Annotated in this window: 18 protein-coding genes; 17 read left to right on the top strand and 1 reads right to left on the bottom strand. The window is 48.4% G+C overall.

Annotation, left to right across the window (positions count from 1 at the left end; genetic code table 11):
- The first annotated feature begins 150 nt into the window (after positions 1-150).
- The 17 genes from AC6ESP_RS16190 to ftsZ all read left to right on the top strand — a co-directional run bounded on the left by AC6ESP_RS16190 (position 151) and on the right by ftsZ (position 21,562).
- Positions 151-1,344, top strand: coding sequence for an ornithine--oxo-acid transaminase (locus tag AC6ESP_RS16190; RefSeq protein ID WP_497097758.1), 1,194 nt, complete (start codon positions 151-153; stop codon positions 1,342-1,344).
- A gap of 105 nt (positions 1,345-1,449) precedes the next feature.
- Positions 1,450-2,436 (top strand): DUF4349 domain-containing protein, encoded by a 987-nt coding sequence (locus tag AC6ESP_RS16185; protein ID WP_497097757.1) that lies wholly within the window; start codon positions 1,450-1,452, stop codon positions 2,434-2,436.
- A gap of 137 nt (positions 2,437-2,573) precedes the next feature.
- Positions 2,574-3,011, top strand: coding sequence for a division/cell wall cluster transcriptional repressor MraZ (gene mraZ / locus AC6ESP_RS16180; RefSeq protein ID WP_497097756.1), 438 nt, complete (start codon positions 2,574-2,576; stop codon positions 3,009-3,011).
- Between the two features lie 30 nt (positions 3,012-3,041).
- Positions 3,042-3,992 (top strand): 16S rRNA (cytosine(1402)-N(4))-methyltransferase RsmH, encoded by a 951-nt coding sequence (gene rsmH, locus AC6ESP_RS16175; RefSeq protein WP_497097755.1) that lies wholly within the window; start codon positions 3,042-3,044, stop codon positions 3,990-3,992.
- A 19-nt stretch (positions 3,993-4,011) separates the two neighbouring features.
- Positions 4,012-4,413, top strand: a complete 402-nt coding sequence (ftsL, locus tag AC6ESP_RS16170; RefSeq protein ID WP_497097754.1) for a cell division protein FtsL — start codon at positions 4,012-4,014, stop codon at positions 4,411-4,413.
- Positions 4,414-4,468: 55 nt separating this feature from the next.
- The gene (locus AC6ESP_RS16165; RefSeq protein WP_497097753.1) at positions 4,469-6,721 is read left to right on the top strand and encodes a penicillin-binding transpeptidase domain-containing protein; all 2,253 of its coding nucleotides are present in this window, start codon (positions 4,469-4,471) and stop codon (positions 6,719-6,721) included.
- Positions 6,722-6,839: 118 nt separating this feature from the next.
- Positions 6,840-8,783 carry a stage V sporulation protein D gene (locus AC6ESP_RS16160; protein ID WP_497097752.1) on the top strand — a complete coding sequence of 648 codons (1,944 nt, stop codon included), beginning with the start codon at positions 6,840-6,842 and terminating at the stop codon, positions 8,781-8,783.
- Positions 8,784-8,854: 71 nt separating this feature from the next.
- Positions 8,855-10,339 (top strand): UDP-N-acetylmuramoyl-L-alanyl-D-glutamate--2,6-diaminopimelate ligase, encoded by a 1,485-nt coding sequence (locus AC6ESP_RS16155; protein ID WP_497097751.1) that lies wholly within the window; start codon positions 8,855-8,857, stop codon positions 10,337-10,339.
- Positions 10,336-11,751: a UDP-N-acetylmuramoyl-tripeptide--D-alanyl-D-alanine ligase gene (locus AC6ESP_RS16150; RefSeq protein WP_497097750.1), complete on the top strand. Its 1,416-nt coding sequence runs from the start codon at positions 10,336-10,338 to the stop codon at positions 11,749-11,751. Before AC6ESP_RS16155 ends, AC6ESP_RS16150 begins: the two co-directional genes overlap by 4 nt.
- Before the next feature lie 4 nt (positions 11,752-11,755).
- Positions 11,756-12,718: a phospho-N-acetylmuramoyl-pentapeptide-transferase gene (mraY, locus tag AC6ESP_RS16145; RefSeq protein WP_497097749.1), complete on the top strand. Its 963-nt coding sequence runs from the start codon at positions 11,756-11,758 to the stop codon at positions 12,716-12,718.
- Between the two features lie 110 nt (positions 12,719-12,828).
- Positions 12,829-14,268: a UDP-N-acetylmuramoyl-L-alanine--D-glutamate ligase gene (gene murD, locus AC6ESP_RS16140; protein WP_497097748.1), complete on the top strand. Its 1,440-nt coding sequence runs from the start codon at positions 12,829-12,831 to the stop codon at positions 14,266-14,268.
- A gap of 46 nt (positions 14,269-14,314) precedes the next feature.
- The gene (spoVE, locus tag AC6ESP_RS16135) at positions 14,315-15,412 is read left to right on the top strand and encodes a stage V sporulation protein E (RefSeq protein WP_497097747.1); all 1,098 of its coding nucleotides are present in this window, start codon (positions 14,315-14,317) and stop codon (positions 15,410-15,412) included.
- A gap of 488 nt (positions 15,413-15,900) precedes the next feature.
- Complete coding sequence (gene murB / locus AC6ESP_RS16130; RefSeq protein WP_497097746.1) at positions 15,901-16,806, top strand: UDP-N-acetylmuramate dehydrogenase; 906 nt, start codon at positions 15,901-15,903, stop codon at positions 16,804-16,806.
- Positions 16,807-16,821: 15 nt separating this feature from the next.
- Positions 16,822-18,090 carry a UDP-N-acetylglucosamine 1-carboxyvinyltransferase gene (gene murA / locus AC6ESP_RS16125; protein ID WP_497097745.1) on the top strand — a complete coding sequence of 423 codons (1,269 nt, stop codon included), beginning with the start codon at positions 16,822-16,824 and terminating at the stop codon, positions 18,088-18,090.
- A gap of 88 nt (positions 18,091-18,178) precedes the next feature.
- On the top strand, positions 18,179-18,928 hold the full coding sequence (locus tag AC6ESP_RS16120) for a cell division protein FtsQ/DivIB (protein WP_497097744.1): 750 nt from the start codon (positions 18,179-18,181) through the stop codon (positions 18,926-18,928).
- Between the two features lie 248 nt (positions 18,929-19,176).
- Positions 19,177-20,418 (top strand): cell division protein FtsA, encoded by a 1,242-nt coding sequence (gene ftsA / locus AC6ESP_RS16115; protein WP_497097743.1) that lies wholly within the window; start codon positions 19,177-19,179, stop codon positions 20,416-20,418.
- A 16-nt stretch (positions 20,419-20,434) separates the two neighbouring features.
- Positions 20,435-21,562: a cell division protein FtsZ gene (ftsZ, locus tag AC6ESP_RS16110; RefSeq protein ID WP_497097742.1), complete on the top strand. Its 1,128-nt coding sequence runs from the start codon at positions 20,435-20,437 to the stop codon at positions 21,560-21,562.
- Between the two features lie 1,264 nt (positions 21,563-22,826).
- Here the strand turns inward: ftsZ and AC6ESP_RS16105 are convergent.
- The gene (locus AC6ESP_RS16105; RefSeq protein ID WP_497097741.1) at positions 22,827-23,501 is read right to left on the bottom strand and encodes a DUF559 domain-containing protein; all 675 of its coding nucleotides are present in this window, start codon (positions 23,499-23,501) and stop codon (positions 22,827-22,829) included.
- Positions 23,502-23,696: the final 195 nt, after the last annotated feature.

Here is a 23,696-nt window from a genome sequence, read left to right as displayed (position 1 = left end):
TTACATCATCGTAGATGACAGGGGGCCGCCTCTTTTTTGTTGACTGAATGGCTGCTGCATAAGCGAATATAGTTGCGCAGCATCACGGTAACCATTTTTTGTCATGGGACGTCCCTCAAGCGCCGTAGTTATAGTAAAGGAGGGATTACGATGAGTAGCTCCAATGAAACAATACGTCTAATGAGCCGCTACGGTGCCCGCAATTACAGTCCGCTTCCTGTTGTTATAGCCAGAGCTGAGGGGGTGTGGGTAGAGGACCCCGAAGGCAGGCGTTACCTCGATATGTTAAGTGCCTATTCGGCGTTAAATCACGGGCATCGCCACCCCGTTATTATTCAAGCATTGAAGGAGCAAGCTGATAAGGTAACCTTAACGTCCAGAGCCTTCCATAGCGAGCAGCTCGGCCTATTGTCTAAGAAATTAGCTGAATATACAGGTAAGAAAAAGATACTAACCATGAATACCGGTGCCGAAGCCGTCGAGACCGCACTTAAGGCAGCGAGGCGCTATGGGTACAGAGTGAAGGGAATAGCTCAAGATGCTGCGGAGATTATCGTCTGCAGTGGCAACTTTCATGGACGCACGATTACGATTACCTCCTTCTCGTCGGATGAGAGGTACAGAGAGGACTTCGGGCCCTTTACGCAAGGATTCAAGATCGTACCTTACGGAGATACCGAAGCTTTGGAACAAGCTATTACGAGCAATACAGCTGCTTTTTTAATAGAGCCCATACAAGGAGAAGCGGGAGTGATACTGCCTCCGGATGGATATTTGAAGAAAGCATACGACATATGCAAGAGTAATCATGTCTTGTTCATCGCTGATGAAATTCAGACTGGATTCGGTAGGACGGGCAAAAGGTTCGCCTGTCATTGGGATGCTATTGATCCTGATGTGCTCATTGTAGGCAAGGCGCTAGGTGGTGGTGTTATCCCTATATCGGCGATAGCTGCCAGTGAAGAGGTCATGAGTGTATTCGAGCCAGGCTCTCATGGCTCTACGTTCGGGGGCAATCCTCTTGCTTGTGCGGTTGCGATTGCTGCTCTGCGGGTACTTGAGGATGAGCGTCTTGCTGAACGATCAGAACGGCTTGGCACTTATTTCAAGACGAGGCTTCAAGCTCTGCGTCATGAGGATATTATTGAGGTGCGCGGCAAAGGGCTGCTCATAGGGCTCCAGCTGGCAATTCCGGCAAGGCCGTATTGTGAGGCATTATTCCAGATTGGCTTGTTATGCAAAGAAACGCATGATACGACGATACGCTTTGCACCGCCGCTGACGATTACAGAAGGGGAGATCGACTGGGCCATGGAGCGCATAGAGGAAGTATTCCGCTCATAACCGGCATAAGTTCTACTACTGTGCAACATTTAACCAACCTTTACGTCTAGAGGATAAAAATGTAAAGGGGGAGTCAGGGTGCTTCATATAAAGAGATGGCATCTCATGTTGATTGTGGTATGGCTTGTAGCTCTTATTGCTGCAGGCTGCTCGTCTAGCGATTCGAATAGCGCGAGCAGTGGTGGTCATGATGGAGAGCTATTGTCAAATCAAGCGACAGTGGAAACTGGTGTGCAAGATATGAAGGAGACCACGGACTCTGATTCAGGTACAACTGCTTCCAGTGAATCAGCTGTAATTGGATCAAGCACAAGCTCGATCGGGCAAATAGCGGTCTCTGGCAATGAGGGCTTTAATCAGAAGCTGATCTACAAAGCGAACCTAACGATAGAGGTCGTGACCTACGAGAAAGCAGCAGAAGAGCTGCGGAATGCGATTCATCAGAGCAGCGGCTACATTTTACAATTCGAGGATGGACAGTATGAGGCGGAGAAAGGCTCTACCTACACCATCAAGGTGCCTGCGTCAAGCTTTATGGCTTTTATCGATCGGCTAAAGGGGATTGAGCATAAGCGATTCGAGAGACAGGTAAGCGGAACAGATGTGACGGAGGAATATGTCGATCTGGAATCACGTCTCAAGGCGAAGCAGGTCGTTGAGGAAAGACTGCTGGGCTTCATGGATCGAGCGGAGAAGGCAGATGATCTTGTGAAATTCTCTCAGCAGCTGTCGAGTGTACAGGAGGATATTGAGCAATTAAAAGGTCGAATCCGTTATCTGGACCAGAACGTAGCCTATTCGACGATTGAGCTTAGAATGTATCAGACCTCAGCAGCAGCTGCCGATATCGCCCAGCCAGCTACACTAGGCGGCAAGATGTCATCAGCCGTGAAAGGAAGCATAGATACGCTGCTAGTAATCGTCCAAGGCCTGCTTATATTTGTATCGGGTGCACTGCCGGTGCTGCTATTCCTGCTTATAGTTGCCATTCCTGTGGCGGCGATATGGCGCTACATGAGACGTAGAAATGCAGGAGTCATTAAGCCCGATACAGATAAAAACAACCAAGTCGATGGAAATGATCACCATTAACGGTTAATCCCGTGAAATAATTTTTCAAAAATCCTGCTCATGGAGCAGGATTTTTATTTTAGGTGGCGAACTACTGTATCTTAGTGGGGAAAAGTGGGTCAAAGTGGAGGAAATAGGGGAAGGGGTGGGTCAATCTCATGTTTATGGGTGAATATCAACATAGCATCGATGAGAAGGGCCGCATCATTATCCCGTCTAAATTCCGTGAATCACTAGGAACTACATTTATTGCAACCCGTGGTTTGGATAATTGCTTGTTCGTTTATCCGATGAGTGAGTGGAGCGTGCTTGAGCAGAAGCTGAAGACACTGCCGCTGATGAAGTCGGATGCACGTGCTTTCACTCGCTTTTTCTTTTCGGGGGCAACGGAATGCGAGCTGGACAAACAGGGAAGGGTAAACTTACCCGGTCATCTTCGTGAATATGCGAAGCTGGACAAGGATTGTATGGTGCTTGGCGTATCCAGTCGCGTGGAAATTTGGAGCAAGCAGACATGGGAAGGCTATTATGAGCAATCCGAGCAAACTTTTAACGAGATTGCTGAAAAATTGGTTGATTTCGATTTCAACTTCTAGACTAGACAACAAGAATGGGAGGACAATAACGTGTTTCAGCATATTACAGTGCTTATGGAAGAGGCGGTTGACGGCCTGGCAATTAAGCCGGACGGCATATACGTCGACTGCACGCTAGGCGGCGCAGGTCACAGTGAACGTATAGCGTCCCGTTTAGGTGAAGGAGGGCGGCTAATCGCATTTGACCAGGATGATTCGGCGCTGGATAACGCACGCGTTAGGCTTGCTCCCTATATGGATAAAGTAACGCTTGTCAAAAGCAACTTCCGCTACTTGGAGGAAATGCTGCTTACGTGCGACGTCCCGACTAAGGACGGAGTACCTCAGGTTGACGGGATTTTATTCGATCTTGGCGTTTCCAGCCCTCAGCTGGATGAAGCGGAACGGGGATTCAGCTACAATCATGACGCACCTCTCGATATGAGGATGGACCAGGATGGAGCGCTTACTGCCTACGATATTGTCAACGGCTGGGATGAAGGCGAAATCTCACGGATCCTTTTCCGCTATGGGGAAGAGAAATTCGCAAGATCGATTGCTCGCAAAATTATTCAAGCAAGAGAACAAGCTCCAGTCGAAACAACCGGTGAGCTTGCTGAGCTAATTAAGTCAGGCATACCTGCCGCTGCAAGGCGGACAGGCGGCCATCCTGCCAAACGCTCGTTCCAAGCGCTGCGAATTGCAGTGAATGATGAGCTTGGAGCAGAGGAAGAAGCATTGGAACAGACAGTAAGATGCCTAGCCCCAGGAGGCAGAGCTTCTGTCATCACGTTCCATTCGCTTGAGGACCGCATCTGTAAGCAATTATTTGCGAAATTTATTGAAAAATGCACTTGTCCGCCGGATTTTCCATTGTGTGTATGCGGCGGCACAGGAACGCTGCGGTTAGTTAACCGCAAGCCTATTGTTCCAAGCGAGCAAGAGCTGGAGTTAAATCCACGAGCTCGTTCGGCCAAGCTGCGTGTCGCAGAAAAATTGTGATCAAGAGGGGGTTCCATCATTGGCTTATATCAATGGTAATCTGGCTTTGCAGCCGAAGCGGAAACCAGATCAGAAACCGACTTTCCGTGAGTCCAAGCATGTATTGGTTAAACGAAAGTCGATTCCAATGCAAGAGAAGCTGCTCTATATGTTTACCGTTGTCGTGTGTGTGATCGTGGCGGGGGTTATTATTTTTCGTTATGCCCAAATCTATGATATGAGCACGCAGATCAAGCAAATGACGAATGAGTATGAGACCTTGAACGTTGAAATGAAAGATTTAAAGAGACAAGTAGAGATGCTGAGCGACCCTGAACGAATCCGGGAGATGGCTGTGAAGCAAGGAATGGTGAGTACTGACCAGCCGGATATTACCGTGAATACAGGGACAGACAATCCGCAATCCGCAATGGGTGAGTAGGTGAAGCATGATGATAAAAAGAATTAGGGTTCGCACGTTGTTGTTTGGAGGGATAATGACCCTCCTTTTTCTTATTCTCATTAGTAGAATCTATTATGTACAAGTAGTCAAAGGCGCGGAATGGTATGAAATGGCGAAAACGAGATGGGCAGCGGAAGAGAAACTCGTAGCGAAGAGGGGGACAATTACGGATCGGGACGGCAGCGTCCTTGCTATGGATGCCCTGGCATATAACGTAGCGGTGAACCCAGACCTTATTAACAAGCTGGATATAGCAGATGAGGTGACAGAAGGACTTCAGAAGCTGCTGGATAAGCCGGAGAACGAGCTGTATAAGCTTGTAACTGCGCAGAAGGACGGGGAATTCTATCAGCAACGGGAGATTCGTCAAGAGGGCTGGAAGATAGAGAAGGAGCTGGCGGATAAAGTCAAGGCATTCCGTGATGAGCTCAAAGAGAAGCATGATGTAAAAGATGTCGGCATTTATTTGATGGAAGATCAGAAGCGTTATTATCCTCGCAACTCTATGGCTTCACAGCTTCTAGGCTATGTTAGCAAAGAAGGTGAGGCGCTGGCTGGCATTGAGGTTTACTTCGATGAACAGCTCAAGGGTGAAGATGGAGAGATCAAATATCAGAAGGACGGCAAACGAGTACAGCTTGCTGAAGGTGAAGTGGAATATAAGCCTGCCAAGGATGGACAGGATATTTCACTGACGATAGACACGAAGATTCAGGATTATGTGGAAGAAGCCATAAAAAGTATTGACGAGAAGTACAAACCGAAAAGCATTACCGCAATTGCAGCAGATCCAGATACGATGGAAATACTAGCGATGGCCAATTATCCGACTTACAATCCGAATACGTATTGGGACAGCAACTACGAGAATGCATATAACCATGCGATCAAATCCCTGTATGAGCCGGGATCAACGTTCAAGATTATAACGCTGGCGGCAGCTGTTCAGGAAGGGATATTCAATCCTAACGCTACATACAAGTCCGGCAGCATCAACGTTCCCGGCAAGCCCGTTAATGACATTAACAAGGTCGGCTGGGGAACGATCACCTACCTAGAAGGCCTCAAGCATTCCAGTAACGTCGCATTCGTTAAGCTGGGCTGGGAGCAGCTGGGCGGAGAGAAGCTAACGGAGTATATTAATAAGTTCGGCTTCGGCCAGAAGACAGGCATCACGCTGGGCGGAGAGCTTGCAGGTAAGATTAATATCAACTTGTCCCGGCCGAGTGATATTGCCCGTGCATCCTTCGGTCAAGGTGAGGTGCAGGTAACAGCTCTGCAGCAGGTTGCAGCTGTAGCGGCGGTAGCTAATGGCGGGAAGCTGCTCCAACCGCAGATTGTGAAGTCCATCTATGATCCGGTTACGCAGACGACAGAGAAGTTCGAGCCGAAGCTCGTTAGACAAGTAATCTCGGAGGAGACCTCTACCAAGGTAGGTGAATACTTGGAGCAGGTTGTATCTGACCAAGTTATGGGTACAGGTAGGAATGCTTATATCGAAGGCTATCGTGTTGCAGGTAAGACAGGTACGGCTCAGAAGGTTATTAATGGCCAATATTCGAAGAACAAATTCGTCGTATCCTTTATCGGCTATGCGCCAGTAGAGAACCCTAAGATCGTTCTGTATATCGTCGTGGACGAACCGAATGATCCATTAGCCGGGGGCGGCTCTGTAGCTGCTCCTGCTTTTAAGGATATTGTATACAAGAGCTTGAAGCATCTAGGAGTAAGTCCAACCTATACAACTACAGAAGAGGATGCCAAAAAAGAAGTAACAGTACCGGTTCCGACTCTGACAGACCTGAAAGTGTCACAGGCCAAAGCGATGCTCAAGGAGAAGGCTCTAGCCTACGAGGTCGTTGGCAGTGGGACGACCGTCATTCAGCAAATTCCGGCCGCAGGGGCAACGGTTCACCCGACTCAGCGGATTTATCTCATTACGGAGCAGCGGGATAAGCTGAAAATACCGGATATGATCGGCATTTCATTGCGGGATGCGATCGAGATTGCATCCGTGCTCGACATTCGTCTACTAATCGAGGGAGAGGGCTACGTCGTCTCGCAGAAAGAAGAGCAGAGTGACGGCCAGAGAGTGCTCAGGCTGGCGCTTGAGCCCCCACTAGGCAAAGAGGATGCTGTACTGGGAAGTAGCTCGGAAGATGATTCATCGGATGATAGTGCTGACGCCGAATCGTCTGAGTCTGCCGATTCCACGGATAGTGCTAACTCCACTTCCACGGATGAGGGACAGTCTGATACGGAAGCTGATTCCACGGAAACACAATAACGTTATGTTCTGCTGCCCGATCAGCAAAGCTTGTTCTATCCCCGGCTTGTCTTGAATAATCTGGGAATGAGCGTCAACGTACGCTCTGCCGATTAAGAAGGCGGAGGGGGAACAAGTGATGAAAGTATCGAATGTAACGGTGCGCCGCCGGCTATTCATGCTGTTGATTGTCGGTGTAATAGCATTCGCTGCTCTTGCACTAAGACTTGCATATGTGCAGCTGTGGCAAGGCGGGGAATTAACAGCAAAGGCGGAAAACTCATGGCGGCGTGATATACCTTATATGGCTAAACGGGGAGAGATCTGGGATCGTAATGGCACTAAGCTGGCTTACAATATCAGCTCTCCGACCGTTTGGGCTATTCCTGCGCAAATTAAAGACAAGCAAGCTACGGCAGCTGTACTCGCTCCGCTGCTTGATATGACGCAGGAGGAGCTTTTCAAAAAAATCAACACGAAAAAATCGATGCTGGTTCAGCTCAAGCCTGGCGGACGCAAAATGACAATTGAGAAATCCCAGCAGGTGAGGGAATTGGCACTATCCGGTATCGTCGTTGCGGAGGACAATAAGCGATTCTACCCGTTCGGCAGCTTGGCAGCGCATGTACTAGGCTTTACTGGCATTGATAATCAAGGCTTGACCGGTGTGGAGGCCAAATACAATGATGAGCTAAGCGGGATACAGGGCAATGTATCGTTTCTCTCTGATGCGAAGGGGCGTCAAATGCCGAACTCCTCAGATACGTATGTGGAGCCTAAGGAAGGCTTGACGATGCAGCTGACCATTGATAAGCAAATACAGACCATCATGGAACGGGAGCTTGATCAGGCGATGACAGCGCTGCAAGCCGATAATATTATTGCGATTGCAATGGACCCGAATAACGGTGAAATTCTGGGTATGGCAAGCAGACCTTCCTATGAGCCGGATAAATACAAGGAAGTTTCTAGCGAGGTATATAACCGTAATCTACCGATCTGGATGACTTATGAGCCAGGCTCGACATTTAAGATTATTACACTTGCTGCAGCATTAGAGGAAAATAAAGTTAATCTAACGAATGAGTTTTTTTTCGATCCAGGCTCGATTGAGGTAGGCGGGGCGAAGCTTCGCTGCTGGAAGAAGGGCGGCCATGGCAGTCAAACCTTCCTTGAGGTTGTGGAAAATTCATGCAATCCGGGTTTCGTTACACTTGGGCAAAGACTTGGCAAGGATAAGCTTTTTGAGTATATTAAAAACTTCGGCTTCGGTACGAAGACAGGTATTGATATCCCTGGAGAAGAGAATGGCATTATGTTCAAGATGAGTCAGGTAGGACCCGTAGAGCTCGCTACTACCGCTTTCGGTCAAGGTGTCTCTGTTACGCCCATTCAACAAATAACGGCAGTCTCGGCTGCGGTTAACGGGGGGACGTTATATAAGCCTCACGTAACTAGTGCGTGGATTAATCCAAGCACAGGAGAGACGGTGGAGCAGACGAAGCCGGAAGTTGTGCGGCAAGTGATCTCTGAGGAGACATCGGCGAAGGTACGGGAAGCTCTCGAGAGTGTCGTTGCAAAAGGAACAGGACGAAATGCTTTTATAGACGGATACCGCGTTGGCGGTAAAACCGGTACAGCTCAGAAGGTTATTAACGGACGTTATTCGCCTAATGAGCATATTGTATCTTTTATTGGATTCGCTCCGGCAGATAAGCCGCGAATCGTGGTGTATGTGGCCGTTGACAATCCACAAGGCATTCAATTCGGGGGAGTTGTAGCAGCGCCAATCGTCCGTAATATTATGGAGGATGCGCTTACTGTACTCCAGATTCCGCCGCGTGAGAAGCAAATTGACAGAGTATACAAATACGGCGACACGCCGATCGTAGCTGTTCCGAACTTAGTAGGCAAAACCGTATCGGACATTTATGAGGATATGAATATGAACTTCAACCTCACTTCTGCTGGATCCGGCAATACCGTAATTCGGCAAGCTCCTGCCGCAGGCACAAGAGTGGATCGGGGATCGACAATCCGGATTTATTTGGGCGATGAGGATGATATATCACATTCCCATTGACTATAATGATAGGGAATAGGAATGGCAGTACGCATTCTAATGTGCGGCACAATGTTTAGGAGGAACGACAAATGCGATTAAGTGAACTAGCGAAGAGACTTATAACATCAAGATTGAACGAGGCTGACGAGGTAGAGGTGACTGGCATAGAGACGGATTCACGGGCCGTGCAATCGGGCGATCTGTTTATTTGTCTCCCTGGCCATACGGTTGATGGTCATGATTATGCACCTCAAGCGATAGACAAGGGAGCAGCAGTATTGGTCGTGGAGCGAGAGCTGCCACTGCCAATTCCCCAGTTAATCGTGAAGGACAGCAGGCTTGCTATGGCCGTACTAGCTGACTACTTCTATGGGCATCCGAGTCAATCAGTGAACTTGATCGGAGTAACAGGAACGAATGGGAAGACGACAACAACTTATCTAATTGAACAAATACTTAATGATAACAGCAAGAGTGCAGGTGTAATTGGGACGGTTGAGATGCGTTATAGCGGACACACCGTGCCAATGTCGGGAACGACGCCGGAATCGCTGCAGCTGCAGCGATATTTGGCCACTATGCGCGATGCCGGCACAGCCTATTGTGCGCTCGAGGTATCTTCACATGCACTTGAGCAAGGGCGTGTGAAGGGCTGTCGTTTCCGCACAGCTATCTTCACCAATCTAACGCAGGATCATCTGGATTATCACGGAACAATGGAGCGTTATGCCGCGGCGAAGGGATTGTTCTTCTCCAGACTAGGCAATGAGTATCTAGACGCTCAGAATCGGTCATTCGCCGTGCTTAATAGCGATGATCCTCTGTCTAATGAGTACGCCAAGCTTACTGCCGCTGAGACGATTACGTATGGTATCGATAAGGAGGCGGATGTTCAAGCCTCGAATATTCAGATTACAGCAGCAGGAACATCATTCCATCTTCGCACCTTCCGTGGAGACGCAGACATTACGCTGCAGATGGTTGGCAAATTCAATGTATACAATGCACTGGCTGCTATATCTGCTGCATTAATTGAAGGGATTAGCATCAGTCAGATTAAAGCAAGCCTAGAAGCATTGCCTGGTGTGCCAGGTCGAGTGGAATCTGTGCAGGCTGGACAGGATTTTGCCGTCGTTGTTGATTATGCGCATACCCCGGATGGTCTGGAAAATGTTCTTCGAGCGGTTAAGGAGCTGGCACCGCCGCGCATGATCTGCGTATTCGGCTGCGGAGGGGATCGCGACCGGACGAAGCGGCCTCTGATGGGCTCAATAGCTGCCCGTTATGCGGATTATGTCATTGTTACGTCCGATAATCCTCGTACAGAGAATCCGGAACTCATTCTGAAGGATATCGAAGCAGGATTGATTCAAGACGGAGTTAAGCAGGAGAGCTATGAATTACTGGCTGATCGCCGTGCTGCAATTGAAAAAGCGGTTGAAATGGCAAGCTCCGGCGATGTAGTATTGATTGCGGGGAAAGGTCATGAAACGTATCAGGATGTCGGTGGTGTGAAGCACTCATTCGACGATCGTCTAGTGGCCAAAGAAGCGATAAGGGGATTAGTACAGTGATTAATCGTACATTGGAGCAAATTGCAGAAATGTGCAATGCCAAGTTTGAAACAAAGGATGCCTCTATCCGAATTCACGGTGTTGGTACAGACTCCCGCCGTGTTGCGGCAGGTCAGCTCTTCGTACCTATCGTTGGAGAGAAATTCGACGGGCATCATTATGTGGAGCAGGCTTTGCGTGACGGCGCAGCAGCGGCGTTCTGGGAGAGGAAGCGCGAAGTGCCCAAGGAGCTGGCGGATGCACCTTTGCTTAAGGTGAAGGACACGCTAGAGGCACTGCAGCGGCTGGCCTCTGCTTACCGTGATGAGCTGTATGTCCGGGTAATCGGCATTACAGGCAGCAATGGCAAGACGACTACGAAGGATATGGTTGCAGCTGTGCTAGGCACGTCGCTGCGTGTTCATAAGACGGAAGGAAACTTGAATAACCACATCGGACTGCCTTTGACCGTCCTTCAACTCGATGAGGATACGGATGCAGCTGTGCTTGAGATGGGGATGAGCGGTTTCGGTGAGATCGAATTACTAACGAATATAGCGAAACCGGATATCGCGGTTATTACGAATATAGGTGACGCTCATCTGCTGCAGCTTGGCTCCAGAGAGGGAATTGCCAAGGCGAAGCTTGAGATCGGGCAAGGGCTGGCTTCTGGAGGCCTGCTGCTGTACAACGGTGATGAGCCGCTTCTCGCATCGGAGCTTAAGCATACGGTGCTGCCTGAGGGGCTGGAGAAGCAGACGTTCGGCTTAGAGGACTCAAATGACTGGTCGGCTGCGAATATTACTATAGGCGCGGTTTCCTCTTCATTCATGGCTAAGAAGCAGGGAGCAGCGATCAGCTCAGAGTCTTATACGATTCCAGTGCCAGGCCAGCATAACGTAAGTAATGCCTTAGCTGCAATCGCAATCGGCCGCCGGCTGGGCATCACTGAGGAACAGATAAGGATCGGTCTTGCCGGACTAACGCTTACGGGGATGCGTATTCAGCCCGTTGCTGCCCATAATGGGGCGATGATTCTGAATGATGCCTATAATGCCAATCCGACGGCCGTCTATGCGGCGGTAGATCTCGTGGAGGAGCTTAAGGGCTTCCGGAAGAAATGGATTGTTCTCGGAGATATGCTGGAGTTGGGACCTGAGGAGGCAGCACTGCATTATGAGGTGGGTGCCTACGTAACGCCTCTTAAGGCAGATGCGGTTCTGACTGTCGGAGAGCTCTCGAAGCATACGGCTGAAGGTGCGAAATCTGCATTCCCTGATCAATCAGTAGAGCCATGCGTTATTCATTTTGATGATAAAGAAAAGCTTGGAGAATGGTTGAAAGAACAGCTAGACCCTGCAGACCTTGTATTGGTCAAAGGCTCACGCGGTATGCGTATGGAACAGATTGTCCAAACTTTGGAAGAGGGGTGAGGAAATGGACATGATGGTCATCTTATTTTCATTGGGTGCTTCTTTTCTGATAGCGGTTCTACTCGGACCATTGTTCATTCCGCTCCTAAGGCGATTGAAGTTCGGACAGCAGATTCGTACGGACGGCCCCCAGAGCCACTTGAAGAAAAGCGGTACGCCAACGATGGGCGGCATTATCATTATGCTTGCGCTGCTCATATCTTTTCTGAAATTTTCGGATAAAACAGCAGATTTTTGGGTGCTTATTACAGCTTCATTAGGTTTTGGACTTGTCGGTTTTCTTGATGATTATATCAAAATCGTATTCAAGCGCTCGCTGGGCCTGACGGCTCGTCAGAAGCTGTTCGGCCAGCTATTGTTCTCCGTCATCGTATGCGCGGAGCTCTACAATATGAATCATAGCACAGCAATTACTGTTCCAGGCACAGGCTGGGGCTTCGATCTCGGATGGTTCTATTATCCATTCGTCGTTATTATCCTGTTCGCTGCCAGCAACTCAGTTAATTTCACTGATGGACTCGACGGCCTGCTGGCAGGCACAAGTGCTATTGCCTTCGGCGCATTTACGATCATTGCCCTGCAAGCATCGGCGCATGAATCGGCTATCTTCTCGGCTGCCATGATTGGTGCGGTGCTCGGGTTCTTAATCTACAACAAGTATCCTGCCAAGGTATTCATGGGGGACACAGGCTCTCTAGGAATTGGCGGCGGGGTTGCTGCAGTCGCTATTCTAACGAAGACGGAGCTGCTGTTAATCGTAATCGGCGGCGTATTCGTCTTGGAGATGCTGTCTGTTATTCTTCAGGTAGGGTCGTTCAAGCTGCGCGGCAAACGCATATTCAAGATGAGCCCAATTCATCATCACTTTGAATTGTCGGGGTGGTCCGAATGGCGCGTCGTTACGACGTTCTGGTTCGTCGGACTGGTACTGGCTGCTGTCGGTCTTGCGCTTGCAAAAGTGTTCTAAGTAAATAGGGAAGGACGGGGCGGGATCGTGATCATCGTCCCGTCCTTGTCCCATATAATACTACAATTCAACATCATTATATCGGCTGTGTAAAAAAGGAGCTGCTACTCATGAATCATCCGGACTCATACCGGAACCGCCGCGTCGTTGTACTCGGTTTAGCGAAGAGCGGGGTAAGTGTTGCAAAAGTATTCCATGCCTTAGGAGCCGAGGTTATCGTCAACGACAAAAAAGAGCGTGATTTATGCCCCGAAGCGGACGAATTAATCGCTTTGGGCATTTCTGTGCTATGCGGCTATCATCCGGACGATCTGGTCACACAGGATACAGCGCTGCTTGTCAAAAACCCGGGTATTCCCTATACCGCTGGACCCGTGAAGCAGGCTGAGGAGCTTGGAGTTGAGGTTGTAACGGAGGTTGAGGTAGCCTACTTTCTGTCCCCAGCTCCGATTATTGGTATTACCGGCTCTAACGGTAAGACGACAACGACAACCTGGATTGGCGAGCTGCTAGAAGCAGCAGGACTGAGCCCTATCGTTGCAGGCAATATTGGCACTCCACTCTGTGAAGCGGCAGCAGATGCTTCAGAGAATAACTGGATTGTTGCGGAGCTTAGCAGCTTCCAATTGAAAGGCACTGCTGCCTTTCGACCACGTGTCGCCCTGCTGCTAAATGTTATTGAGACGCATCTTGATTATCATGGGGGTATGGACGACTATATTGCATCCAAAGCGAAGCTGTTCCAGAACCAGACTAAAGAGGATATTGCAATACTCAACTGGGACGATGCGGAGTGCAGGAAGGTTGCAGCAAGCTTAACCGCACGATTATTCCCATTCTCACTGTACACAAGTCTGGAGCATGGTGTATGTATAGAGCCGCCTTATCAACACGTCGTGGCTGGGAAGCCTGCTGAGGAGCAGCAGGTGGTCAGAAACATCGTCTGGCGCAGAGAGAATGGCGAGGAGACGGTTGTTATGTCGGTTGATGAGCTAGGCATCCCTGGCCGTCACAATGCGGGTAATGCTCTTGCTGCTATCGCTGCCTGTCTAGCTGCAGGAGCTGAGCTTGCAAGTATGCTTCCTGTATTGCGAGGATTTAACGGTGTCGAGCATCGCTTGGAATACGCAGGCGAGGTGCATGGCGTTAAATATTATAATGATTCAAAAGCGACGAATCCTACGGCCACTACGATGTCTGTTGGCTCCTTATCCGCTCCCATTGTATTAATTGCAGGAGGGCTTGATCGGGGCTCGGATTATATGGAACTGCTTCCAGTATTCCAGAATCGACTCAAAGGTCTTGTTGCCCTTGGGGAAACGAGAAGCAAGCTGCAAGCTGTTGCTGAGCTGGCAGGTTTAACGAATGTCCGTTTAGTCGAACCTGTGGAGGACGCCGAGTCAACGCTGCGCGAAGCCGTAAGGCAGGCAGCTGCTCTTGCTGCCCCAGGAGATATCGTTCTGCTGTCTCCTGCCTGCGCCAGCTGGGATATGTTTAAATCCTATGAGCAGCGCGGGCGCATTTTTAAAGAATCGGCGCATACCTTGTAAGTAGAGGGCTAGTCCCTACTTACGCATGCTAAGAGGTGTGTTCGCTATGGCCAAAGCCAAGTCTGCTCCGGATGTGTGGATGCTCGTATCCATTGCGCTTATTTTGACGATTGGATTAATTATGGTGTACAGTGCGAGTGCCGTTCTCGCCTTCCATGAATTCGGCGACAAGTTTTATTACGTGAAGCGCCAGCTCATATTTGCTGGTCTTGGCGTCGCTGCGCTGATCTTTACGATGAATGCGAATTATTTGGCATGGAAGCAATGGTCCAAGCCTGCCTTGCTTATCTGCTTTGTACTGCTTATTCTCGTATTAATTCCAGGCGTCGGTGTATGGCGCGGAGGCGCGCGAAGCTGGCTCGGTATCGGCTCATTCGGCATTCAGCCATCTGAGTTCATGAAGCTGGCGATGATTCTGTTTCTTGCGAAGTGGTTGTCTGATAAGCAGCAGACCATTACGCATTTTACAAAAGGACTGCTTCCGCCGCTGGGTCTTGTTGGGCTAGCGTTCGGCTTGATCATGCTTCAGCCGGATCTCGGCTCGGGCGGGGTTATGGTTGGCGCGTCGCTGCTTCTTATTTTCACCGCGGGGGCCAAGCTTAGCCATTTGGCTTCGCTAGGATTAACCGGTGCAGTGGGGCTAGTTGGCCTCATCATTGCAGAGCCGTATAGACTCGCGCGAATTACTGGATTTCTAGATCCGTGGTCAGATCCGCTTGGCTCGGGCTATCAAATTATTCAATCGTTATATGCCATTGGTCCAGGTGGCCTTGTAGGACTTGGTCTTGGCATGAGCCGGCAGAAGTTCAGCTACTTGCCAGAGCCGCAAACTGACTTCATCTTCTCCATCATAGCGGAGGAGCTTGGTTTTATTGGCGGAGCAACGCTTATCTTCTTATTTATGATTCTCGTATGGCGTGGAATTCGAACAGCTATTGCGGCTCCTGACACGTTCGGCAGTCTGCTTGCTGTAGGTATAACTGGAATAATTGGGGTTCAGGTTCTTATTAATATTGGAGTTGTTATTGGTGCAATGCCTGTAACGGGTATTACGCTTCCTCTAGTTAGCTACGGCGGTTCATCATTAACGCTGTTATTAACAGCACTGGGCATATTGCTTAATATATCCCGATATTCAAGATAAGCCGAATTAACCCGATTTCTGGAATGGACGGTTATTCAGTTCCTAGCTCCGCATGAGATGGATGAATGAACAAGTGGTCGACATGGTGCCGATTGGAAGACGGCTGCCTGACGTCCATTTTGTGTTTATCACCTTATTGAAGGTACACTAGAAGTTCAGACAGTGAACATACGCAGCTATGCGGGTTAGTCTTATGCGAAGCATGGACTGATTAGTGCATTATAGCGATAGACTGCTTGATTGATACACGATTATATTTTTTCTTCATCTATAAGTGGATTGTATAGTGCTAGAACACATACGCTTTCTTGAGAATCGGCTAACGGATTCGCTGACTCGGTGTACCTTCGTGTATAGGCTTCTGTCACACTCCGGTTACACAGGGCATAAGATACTCTATAAATCGTGACCGTCACCCAAGTGCAGGATGATCACACGCAGCGAAGATAGCCTAGTTCTCATCATGGAAGCAAAAGGAGGTACGACAAATGGAGCAATATATTGCGGAGCTCGAGCAAGCTGGCGTAGGCCGGCTGTTATACAATGAGCCGCTTGCCAATCATACAACATGGAAAATCGGTGGTCCTGCTGATGTTCTGCTTATTCCTCATAGCAAGGAACAACTCGTGTCGGCCATCAGCTTGCTTCATAAGCATCAAATCCCATGGACCAATCTTGGTCGGGGCTCTAATATGCTGGTGAGTGACAAAGGGATTCGCGGTGTCGTGATTAAGCCTCGCGATGGGCTGGATTATGTGCGCTTTGACGGAACAACCGTGTATGCAGGTTCCTCATATTCGTTCATTAAGCTAGCTGTTATGGCTGGCAAGCAAGGATTGACTGGTCTTGAGTTCGCGGGGGGAATTCCAGGAACAGTCGGTGGAGCAGTCTATATGAACGCAGGCGCACATGGATCGGATGTGTCACGTATTTTTAGATCAGCTGAGATTGTGCTGGAGACAGGTGAATTGGTTCGATTCGAACGAGAGGATATGCAATTTTCCTATCGCCACTCCGTGCTTCATGAGAAGCGAGGCGTCGTCCTGGAGGCCGTATTTGATCTTGCCGCAGGAGATCGCGAGGAAATAGCCGCTGCCATGGCTTCGCATAAAGAACGAAGACTTCGTACGCAGCCTCTACAATTGGCTTGCGCAGGCAGTGTGTTTCGTAATCCGCCGAATGATTTTGCAGCTAGGCTGGTACAAGAGGCTGGATTAAAGGGCGTTCGTATCGGGGGAGCAGAAGTTTCCGAGCAGCATGCCAATTTCATAATCAATACCGGGCAAGCGACAGCTGAAGATGTTCTCGCCCTCATGTCACATATCCAAGGTGTTATTCAGGACCATTATGGTATTCGTTTAGTACCGGAAGTTTTGGTGGTGGGTGAGCGGTAATTCGGAGGTGATACATTGGACAAATTGGTGATTGAAGGCGGGAAACCTCTATCAGGATCCATTGTTATCCAAGGAGCAAAAAATGCCGCTTTGCCGATATTGGCAGCCAGCTTGCTTGCTGAAGGCACAACAACGATTGAACATGTGCCGAAGCTGCTCGATATCGACGTTATGCTTAACATTTTGCGCGAATTAGGATGCCATGCAGAGCATGTTGGGGATACAGTGGTGCTGGATACTAGTGGCGCACACACTTCCCATGTGCCGGAATCATTGATGGGGCAGATGCGCTCTTCTATTTTTCTAATGGGGCCATTACTAGCGAAGTTTGGAGAAACACAAGTGTATCAGCCGGGTGGCTGTGCAATCGGCGAACGTAAAATCGACCTACACCTGAATGGGCTGCAGGCGCTTGGGGCGGAAATCGAGGAAGCGGGAAACCGAATTATATGCCGGGCGGATAAGCTGCTCGGAGCAGATATCCATCTCTCATTCCCAAGTGTTGGCGCGACGGAGAACATTATGATGGCTGCCGTGCTCGCTGAAGGGCTTACGACGATTACGAATGCTGCACGTGAGCCGGAGATTCAAGATTTGCAGCGTTTCCTGAATGCAATGGGCGCAAAAATAATCGGTGCTGGAACGGATACGATTACCATTGAAGGGGTGCAGTCACTTACACCATGTCGGTATAAGATCATTCCGGATCGAATCGTTACTGGCACCATTATGGTTGCTGCCGCTGCTACGCGTGGGCAAGTCACGCTTTTGAATACGTATCCTGCGCATTTATCTTCATTAATTCATATCCTGCGCCGTGCAGGTGTTCAAATCGTCGTTGACGGTGATATAATTAAAGTAGGAAGCTCTACGAGGCCCAAGTCGATTGAAAGAATCGTTACGGCTCCTTATCCTGCTTTCCCAACTGATCTGCAGTCACAATTGATGGTGCTTCTAGCGCTGGCAGATGGGGTTAGCATAATGAAGGAAACGATATTCGAAGGTCGTCTGAAGCATGTGGATGAACTATCAAGAATGGGCGCTGACATTCGAGTAGATCTCAATGCTGCATTCATTCGAGGTGTACCAAGGCTATACGGTGCGACAGTGGAAGCAACAGACCTGCGTGCAGGTGCAGCACTGGTCATCGCTGGATTAGCGGCACACGGCAAGACGGTTGTTGAACAGATTCATCATATTGATCGCGGTTATGATCAGATTGAATCGATGCTGAGCCGGCTAGGTGCGCGTATATCGCGCTACTCTCCCGTACCTAATAACTAGAATATGCCGATTCGCAGCAGGATAGAAACTCCCGGCTCCTCCTAATGTTAGGAGGACCGGATGTTTTTTTAGAAAGAAGGGACAAGTTATGAGTGAGCATATGCCTGTACTGAAAGAGCCGGTCCGTAATAAGAAGGGCAGTCGCAAGCTGCTAGCTGTTCTTTTTTTACTGTTTGCTACTCTTTTATCTGTACTATTTTTTAATTCATCTATAAGTAAGATCACGTCTATTAAAATCGAAGGTGCACAATACGCTACTGAAGCTGATATTATACAATCTGCTGATATTGCTATAGGTGATGCTTTTTTCGGGGCTTCAACGGAAAAAATCGAGAATCGGATACGAGCGCTTAAGCCTATTAATGAAGTGGCCGTCTCCAAAACGTTCCCAGGTGCAGTCAAAATAACGGTCAAAGAGTTCCCTGTCGTCGCGTTCGAGCTAGCATCGGATGGTGAAATGACAGCGATTATGTCGAACGGTACAAGTGTTAATGCTCTTAGCAATGAGGTATTGCTGGACAAGCCAGTCCTATCAGGCTGGACGCAAGGAGATGCACAGCGTTCTGAGCTTGCGAAGCAATTGGGACTGATATCAGCCAAGCAGCTATCTGATCTTTCAGAGATTATTCCGTACCCCTCGAAAGCTTATCCGGACCGCATCAAGATCTATACGAGAACGAAATTTGAGGTTGTGACTTCGGTTTCGGTGCTCTCCAGTAAAATAGAAGCATTGAATGCTGTTATAGAAACGCAAGAACCGGGTAAGATTACTATGCTTCTTGCAGACACCTATGTTCCTTTTGATGGAAATTCTACAGAAAATATGGAATCAGATTAAAAAGAGACTACTCAATAGCTTCAAAGAATGGTAGAATTTTATCCATGGATTTATTAAGGTAGAAGCAGCATCATGACTGAGAATCCGTAAGCGCTTCAAGGTGCTACAGCGCGCAATTATAAGATAAATGAAAATTTTGTCTAAAAAAGAGGGAAAATATCAACTGCGTTGAATATGTAGAAAGACGTTTTCATGGAACCCGATAAGTGCTCAATATATTATTTAAGTTGAAACGGAGGTGCCGCGGGTTGAGCAGCAACGACATCATCGTCAGTTTGGACATCGGTACATCCAAAGTTCGTGCTATTATTGGCGAGGTGAATAACGGAGCCATTAATATTATTGGAGTTGGATCTGCCGACTCGGAGGGTATTCGCAAAGGTGCTATTGTAGATATTGACCAGACCGTTCAATCCATTCGCAATGCTATTGAGCATGCGGAGAGAATGGTGGGCATTCAAATATCAGACGTTTATGTTGGCATTCAAGGCAATCACATTGGACTGCAGACTAATCATGGCGTCGTGGCCGTATCCAACGAGGATCGCGAAATAGGTGAGGAAGATATAGAACGGGTGCTGCAAGCAGCAAAGGTCGTCGCCCTTCCGCCTGAACGCGAGATTATTAATTTGGTCCCGAAACAATATTTGGTTGATGGTCTGGAGGGAATTTCTGATCCAAGAGGTATGATCGGTGTTCGGCTGGAAGTTGAAGCAACGATTGTAACCGGTGCGAAGACGGCAATACATAATTTAATGCGTTGTGTGGAGAAAGCCGGACTTCGAATTTCAGGTGTCATCCTCATGTCACTCGCTTCAGGCGTCATGTCATTGACGAAAGACGAGAAGACGATGGGAACAGTTCTAACTGACATTGGAGCAGGCTCTGTCACGATTGCGATATTCGAGCAGGGCGGTCTAGTTGCAACCTCCACATTGCCTATCGGCGGAGAGTATGTAACGAATGATATTGCTTATGGTTTGCGTACACAGAGCGATCAAGCGGACAAGATTAAGCTGAAATACGGCTGTGCGTTCGTGAATGATGCCGCGGAAGATGTGAAGTTCAAAGTAACACGCATGGGTAGCAACATGGAAAAAGAATTTTCACAAGTCGATCTGGCCAGCATTATTGAGCCGCGTATGCAGGAGATTTTCCAGCTTGTACGTCAAGAGGTTCGTCGTCTGGGCTATGGTGATAAAGTGAGCAGTTACGTTCTTACCGGAGGCTCAGTGTCAATGCCTGGTACGTTGGCTCTTGCTCAAGCAGAGCTTGAAGCTACAGTACGCATCGCATTGCCTGATTATATCGGCGTTCGCGACCCTGCCTTCAGCAGCGGCGTAGGAATGATTCAATACGTATCGAAGTATATGGGAGTACGCGGAACAAGTACAGTGAAGAAAATGGCAAGCCGCAAGACGGGTTCCACCGCTTCATCCAAACCCGGTATGTTCGAACGGTTAAAAAACATGTTTAACGAATTTATTTGATCGGGGGATATGAAAGATGTTGGAATTCGATATGGATCTGGAGCAGCTTGCTCAAATAAAAGTAATAGGTGTAGGCGGAGGCGGCAGCAACGCTGTTAACCGTATGATCGAGAATGGCGTCAAAGGCGTCGATTTCATTACAGTAAACACAGATGCTCAGGCGCTTCATTTGGCGAAATCAGAGCATAAGCTTCAAATCGGCGACAAGCTGACTCGTGGACTAGGTGCAGGTGCTAATCCTGATGTTGGTAAGAAAGCGGCTGAGGAATCCCGTGAGCTCGTTATGAACCAGCTTAAGGGCTCAGACATGGTATTCGTAACTGCTGGAATGGGCGGCGGTACAGGTACTGGTGCAGCTCCTGTTATCGCTGAGATTGCACGTGAGTGCGGCGCTCTTACAGTAGGTGTTGTTACACGTCCATTCACATTCGAAGGACGCAAGCGTGCAGCTCAAGCTGAGCTGGGTATCGAAGCGTTGAAAGAAAAAGTAGATACGCTCATCGTCATTCCTAATGATCGTTTGCTTGAAATTGTAGATAAGAAGACGCCAATGCTGGAAGCATTCCGTGAGGCAGATAATGTTCTTCGTCAGGCTGTACAAGGTATTTCCGATTTGATTCAAGTACCTGGTCTGATCAACCTTGACTTCGCTGACGTGAAGACGATTATGACTGAGCGCGGATCTGCACTGATGGGTATCGGTATTGCAACCGGTGAGAACCGTGCAGCAGAAGCAGCTAAGAAAGCGATTATGAGTCCATTGCTAGAGACTTCTATAGATGGCGCTCGTGGTGTCATTATGAATATTACTGGTGGCAGCAACCTGTCCTTGTATGAAGTGAACGAAGCAGCAGAGATCGTAATCTCGGCTTCCGATCCGGAAGTGAATATGATCTTCGGAGCTATTATCGATGAAGACCTTAAGGATGAGATCAAAGTAACAGTTATAGCAACTGGCTTTGAGCACAAGCCATCCGCAGCCGTAAGACGTGCACCTCAGCCTCAAGCTGAGCCGGAAGCTCGTCCTACATCGACAGCTGCAACACCGTCAACGGCTCCTAATGTGAAGCCTTTCGGCAATACTTCGAGCGATCAGCTCGAAATCCCAGCTTTCCTGAGGAACCGTCCTCGTAACGAACGCTAAATCATGCATTTCCGCTTAATCGGTTATCCGATTAAGCGGTTTTTTTGTTTAATGCATAATCAGAAGATGCTGGCATGAGAGCTCGAAACGCATCAACAAGCTCAAAAACGACCTAAGATGCTGGCATGACAGCTCGAAACGCCCAAACAAGCTCGAAAACGACCTTAGATGAACTGAGACAAGCTAGTCTATGCCCGAGAACGCCCATCTAAGCTCAAAAACGACCTTAGATGCTGGCATGAGAGCTCGAAACGCATCAACAAGCTCGAAAACGACCTTAGATGAACTGAAACTAGCTAGTCTATGCCCGAGAACGTCCACCTGAGCTCAAAAACGACCTTAGATGCTGGCATGAGAGCTCGAAACGCATCAACAAGCTCGAAAACGACCTTAGATGAACTGAAACTAGCTAGTCTATGCCCGAGAACGCCTAAGTAAGCTCAAAAACGACCTTAGATGCTGGCATGAGAGCTCCAAACGCATCAACAAGCTCGAAAACGACCTTAGATGAACTGAAACTAGCTAGTCTATGCCCGAGAACGCCCATCTAAGCTCGAAAACGACCTTAGATGCTGGCATGACAGCTCCAAACGCATCAACAAGCTCGAAAACGACCTTAGATGAACTGAGACAAGCTAGTCTATGCCCGAGAATGTCCACCTAAGCTCAAAAACGACCTTAGATGCTGGCATGAGAGCTCCAAACCCATCAACAAGCTCGAAAACGACCTTAGATGAACTGAAACTAGCTAGTCTATGCCCGAGAACGCCCATCTAAGCTCGAAAACGACCTTAGACGCTGGCATGACAGCTCCAAACGCATCAACAAGCTCAAAAACGACCTTAGATGCTGGCATGAGAGCTCGAAACGCATCAACAAGCTCGAAAACGACCTTAGATGAACTGAAACTAGCTAGTCTATGCCCAAGAATGTCCACCTGAGCTCAAAAACGACCTTAGATGCTGGCATGAGAGCTCGAAACGCATCAACAAGCTCGAAAACGACCTTAGATGAACTGAAACAAGCTAGTCTATGCCCGAGAACGCCCATCTAAGCTCGAAAACGACCTTAGATGAACTGAAACTAGCTAGTCTATGCCCGAGAACGCCCATCTAAACTCGAAAACGACCTTAGATGCTGGCATGAGAGCTCGAAACGCCCAAACAAGCTCGAAAACGACCTTAGATGAACTGAGACAAGCTAGTCTATGCCCGAGAATGTCCACCTAAGCTCAAAAACGACCTTAGATAGTCACCATATCTTTTTACAAACTCCGTTCATTAAGCTTCTCACGATTAATGATGTAACAGTAAATGCGTTGTTCACCTTTACTATAGGGCAGTAACCGTTTAGAAGCTGCCATCGCATGAAGAATTTTGACAGCGCGGCCTCTTCCAATCTGCAAATAGTTTCTCACATCAATGGGCTTGAGAGGTCTTCCGAGGCGCAGTGCCAGTCGGATTACTTCCGTCTCCAAAATATCTACGGCACTAGATTCTGTTCCTTGTTGAGTTAGTCTGCTACCTAGAAACTGTTGAAGCATTTGAATGCAGGTATTTGGCTTTTCTTTCACATCATCATAAGAGAAACGTAAGATCGTCCATCCATCTAATACAAGATGATTCTGTCTTGTTAGTGAGTCGGAAAACTGCCAGCGGGACACTCCAGCAGCATGAGAGCGATAGCCGTCAATCTCGATGGCTAGTCGGAGCGGATAGCGAAGATATGCAAAGTCTAGGAACCGAGTGCCATCACGGAAGTCAAACACCTCATATTCAGGATGCAGATGCTCGAATTGCTGAAAAGCAGGATACCATACGTTTTCCAAAAACAGCTTTTCAGCATGGCTATGACCTTCTAGTAGCCGTCTTTTATTTTCTCCTGTCCGCTGGCTCAAATGACTTGCTAACCATTTCTCGTAAATCATTTTAAATGTCATTATCCCTCACTCCTCCAAAATAAATAAAAAACACCGCATCACCCGGAATTCCAATCCCAGGTGAGCGGTGTGTGCTTCACAACCATATATGTAATTATTGGAATCCTACCATATTATGAAGATCGAAACAATAGCTTGGAATGCTACCACACTATCAACCATCCTAAGCAACAGTTTGTCCCCCCCAGTTCCTTG

Source organism: Paenibacillus xinjiangensis, from assembly GCF_059686975.1.
The sequence above is the reverse complement of the archived record's forward strand: the minus strand, read 5'-3'. Positions and strand labels throughout refer to the sequence as shown.